Source organism: Flavonifractor sp. An91 (genome assembly GCF_002159225.1).
In the GTDB taxonomy this organism is placed as follows: Bacteria; Bacillota; Clostridia; order Oscillospirales; family Oscillospiraceae; genus Flavonifractor; species Flavonifractor avicola.
In genome coordinates this window covers 1-3,713 of sequence record NZ_NFHA01000075.1, presented here as the reverse complement: position 1 = coordinate 3,713, position 3,713 = coordinate 1, and the positions used below count along the sequence as shown (strand labels likewise).

The window sequence follows — 3,713 nt, the reverse complement described above, 5'->3', positions numbered from 1 at the left end:
AAGCCCAAGGAGGGATTGGTCAGCCAGTTGCTCCCCTTATTGTAGCTTAGGCACGAGATGGAGAGAAAGCCGGACTGGCTGCCCGGCTTTCCTGTCCAAATTTATTGTAATAGGAGGGACATTATGCTTCGTAAACTTTTTGCCCTGACCGAGCAGGGCGCAAAGGATTTGAAAAAAGGAATCATTGCCTCGGTCTTTACCTCACTCAGTTTGATGATGCCTATGGGACTGCTTTTAATGCTGGTGATGCAGCTGCTTCAGCCGCTCTTGGGGATGGAAACGGCCACCCCTTCGCTGGGGGCTTATGCTGGAATGTGTCTGGTGCTATTGGTGATTATTTTCCTGACCCATTACATTCAGTACCGCTGTACCTATATTGCGGCTTATGCTGAAAGCGCCCAGCGGCGGATCGGCTTAGCCGAAAAATTACGCACCCTTCCGCTGTCCTTTTTTGGCAAGCGGGACCTTTCCGACCTGACCACTACCATGATGAGCGACTGCAATGACCTGGAACGGGTCTTTGCCTATACGATTCCACAAATTTTCGGAACAGCCATCAGTTGTGTGATCGTCTGTTTGTGCCTGTTTTTCATGGATTGGAGAATGGCGTTGGCAATTTTGTCGCCCTTTGTCCTGGCGATCCTTGTCCTTGTGGGGAGCAAACGCCTGCAAAACCATATGGACCTGAAAAAGATCCAATCAAAACTGGATGCCGCCGACGGGATACAGGAGTTTTTGGAGAGCATCCGGGATTTGAAGGCCAATAATCAGGAGAATTCCTATCTGGCAGGGTTAGACAAAAAGTTGGAGAAGATTGTACATACCTCCGTCTGCTATGAAATGACCAGTGGCCTGATGATTACTTCCTCGCAGATGCTCCTTCGATTGGGGTTCCCGGCCACTGTACTGATGGGGACGCTACTGCTGACTCAGGGAGAACTAAACCTGTTCTTTTTTCTCATGTTCTTAGTGACGGCTTCCCGCATTTATGACCCACTCAGCGGCGTGATGATGCAGCTCAGTGAAATTTTCAACGCAATGCTCCAACTCCGCCGTATGAAAGCTATTGAGCAGGAACCCGCACAGGAAGGTACAACAGAGTATCAAGCCAAAGGCCACGATATTTGCTTTGACCATGTGGGCTTCCGGTATCAGGACGGAGAGGATGTACTGACCGACGTTACTTTTACCGCCAAGCAGGGCGAAGTGACCGCGCTGGTCGGCCCCTCTGGAGGCGGCAAGAGCACCACGGCGAAACTGGCCGCCCGCTTTTGGGACATTCAGAAAGGGACCATCACCATGGGCGGTGTGGACATTTCCACGGTGGACCCGGAAACACTGTTGAAGGATTATGCCATTGTGTTCCAAGATGTGGTGCTGTTCAACGATACCATTATGGGAAATATCCGTCTGGGCCGCAAGGACGCTACAGATGAGGAGGTCATGGCCGCAGCCAGGGCCGCCCAGTGCGATGAGTTTGTTCAGCGTCTGCCGGAGGGATACCAGACGGTGGTGGGAGAAAACGGCTCTACTCTGTCCGGGGGTGAACGCCAGCGTATTTCTATTGCCCGCGCCCTGTTGAAAAATGCCCCTATCGTTCTACTGGACGAGGCGACTGCCTCTCTGGATGTAGAGAACGAAACCAGCCTCCAGACTGCACTCTCCGCACTGCTCAAGGATAAGACAGTTTTGGTTATCGCACACCGGATGCGGACGGTGATGGGAGCCGATCATGTGGTGGTGCTGGCAGATGGCCATGTAGCGGAAGAAGGCACACCAGAGCAGTTGATGGAACGGGGCGGGATGTTCCGCCACATGGTGGAGCTACAAAGAGAATCCTCTAACTGGCAAGTTGGAGGCAACCGGGGTGGCTCATGATGAAATTGTATGCCTCTGGTGAAGATTACTTAGAAGCCATCCTGGTATTGAAAAACAAATTAGGCATGGTGCGCTCTGTGGATGTCGCCCGGCACCTGGAGGTCACAAAGCCCAGCGTATGCCATGCGGTGGCGACCCTGCGGGACGGGGGCTTCCTGACGATGGACAGCGACTATTTCCTGCACCTGACCGATGTGGGGCGGGAAGTGGCGGAGCAGATCTACGAAAAGCACCGCTTCTTTACCGACCGGCTGATCGAGGCTGGAGTAGACCCTGTAACGGCGGAAAAGGACGCCTGCCGGATGGAGCATGTCATCAGCCAGGAGTCCTTCGAGCATCTGAAAAATGCTTACAAAACAAAAGAAGAATAAACTGCCCGCATAGCAAACGGGTGAAATAGTAACGCGGCCGGGCACATCGAACCCGACCGCGTTACTCGTCTTTCTGGAAGGCTTCCGCCTGTTTGCAGAGCGCGATAAATTTTTCGATCTCTGCTTCGCTTTTCCCGGCAAAGAAGTCCACGACTGTTTTCGAGACTGTCTGATTTACCATTTCCGGGAAGATGGCGGCGTCCACGCTGATATTCAATTCTTTGGCGACAAGGACCACCGTTTCAAATTTCGGATTACTCTGGCAGGTCTCCAAATCTATGATCGTGCGCGGGTTCATACCGAGGCGTTCAGCTAACTGCTTCTGCGTTAGATGCTGGCGCTTCCGCTCATATAAATAACCATAGAACTCATACAATATGAGTTATAACTCATATTTCAGAGTAAAGGGAGATAAGAGTGGAGACTCTGATTGCTTATACATTTACGATTCTGTTTCTCGCAAAGTAATCATTAACCAGTGCTTCAAAAACTGAACAAGTGCTGCTGGAGCAGTCGTTGAAGCTGTTAAAACAGCCCTTAAATCTGTCCTTGATCAGGCCAACTTGCTTGCCACCGTTGCAATTTGGGGGGGCCTTATTGTAGCCCTGGCTGATCTATTGATTCCCATGGACCCCATTCCCGTCCTTCCTTTCTCTGTGGAAGAACCAGACCCAGTAGTGGCTTACTCTGCTTCTGTGCCATTACCCAATGCAGCATAAACAGAAAGTGCGGGGCTTACACCCCGCACTTTCTTACTCTATTACCTTTATCATTCTTAAGATTTCAATTTCATTTTTATCTAAATTCAAAAGAACATCATCAAAATCTTCTACTGTAACAATCTCTTTTCCATTACGGAAAAAGCTATATTTCCATATTCCACGGCCCAGTAAAGACTGATAAAATACGGTCTTTACTTCTTCCGTCAATTTTCCTGTCACTCTAATGGCATTATCCATCCCATCCCACACACCAATTTTCACATCGCTTGCTGCACAAATTTCCTGCTTTCCATTCATCAACGGATTCTCATTGTCACATTCTTTCGTGCCATCATCGGGAAAACAAGCCTCAAAGTCTAATTGCTGCACAAACAAGAAATCATATAACTTCTTCATCTGTTCTTTATTAGTTATCGATACAAACATATTTGCTCACGCCTTCCTGCTAAAATTACTTTACCACATCTTTATGAATACTTCTACCCATACTTACGAAAAGCGACGTCAATATCCCTTGGTCTGCTCCAGAGTTGACAAATCAGCAACGCTGGTGATCGTGTGCCTAGTTGCCCCTTAAATTTGTGCTTTGTACTTAATAACGAATTACATTTCAAATATTGGACTGTGTTTGGCATTTTGGAATGTGAACATTGGGCCCCGCAAGTGAGCAAAAGGCCCCCAATAAACATTCAGTAATTATATAACCAGTCTATTTCTCCTCTTGTCAGGAGTTTGGCAGACA

At 48.9% G+C, this 3,713-nt stretch carries 4 protein-coding genes; 2 read left to right on the top strand and 2 right to left on the bottom strand.

All coding sequences use genetic code 11. From position 1 onward, the window contains the following. The first annotated feature begins 123 nt into the window (after positions 1 to 123). The gene (locus B5G42_RS17345; protein ID WP_087273112.1) at positions 124 to 1,878 is read left to right on the top strand and encodes an ABC transporter ATP-binding protein; all 1,755 of its coding nucleotides are present in this window, start codon (positions 124 to 126) and stop codon (positions 1,876 to 1,878) included. Continuing rightward, positions 1,878 to 2,249 carry a metal-dependent transcriptional regulator gene (locus B5G42_RS17340; RefSeq protein ID WP_087273115.1) on the top strand — a complete coding sequence of 124 codons (372 nt, stop codon included), beginning with the start codon at positions 1,878 to 1,880 and terminating at the stop codon, positions 2,247 to 2,249. The genes B5G42_RS17345 and B5G42_RS17340 overlap by 1 nt, the downstream gene beginning before the upstream one ends. Before the next feature lie 61 nt (positions 2,250 to 2,310). On the opposite strand, the gene B5G42_RS17335 is transcribed toward B5G42_RS17340, so the two are convergent. Together B5G42_RS17335 and B5G42_RS17330 are read right to left on the bottom strand one after the other, a co-directional pair. Further along, positions 2,311 to 2,625 (bottom strand): helix-turn-helix transcriptional regulator, encoded by a 315-nt coding sequence (locus B5G42_RS17335; protein ID WP_242961279.1) that lies wholly within the window; start codon positions 2,623 to 2,625, stop codon positions 2,311 to 2,313. Positions 2,626 to 3,001: 376 nt separating this feature from the next. Then, positions 3,002 to 3,367, bottom strand: coding sequence for a hypothetical protein (locus tag B5G42_RS17330; protein ID WP_162611145.1), 366 nt, complete (start codon positions 3,365 to 3,367; stop codon positions 3,002 to 3,004). Positions 3,368 to 3,713 lie beyond the last annotated feature (346 nt).

Excerpts from the sequence above, each read along its gene's own strand:
- B5G42_RS17330 (WP_162611145.1), bottom strand. The coding sequence starts at position 3,367 with ATGAAGAAGTTATATGATTTCTTGTTTGTGCAGCAATTAGACTTTGAG.
- B5G42_RS17340 (WP_087273115.1), top strand. The coding sequence starts at position 1,878 with ATGAAATTGTATGCCTCTGGTGAAGATTACTTAGAAGCCATCCTGGTA.
- B5G42_RS17345 (WP_087273112.1), top strand. The coding sequence starts at position 124 with ATGCTTCGTAAACTTTTTGCCCTGACCGAGCAGGGCGCAAAGGATTTG.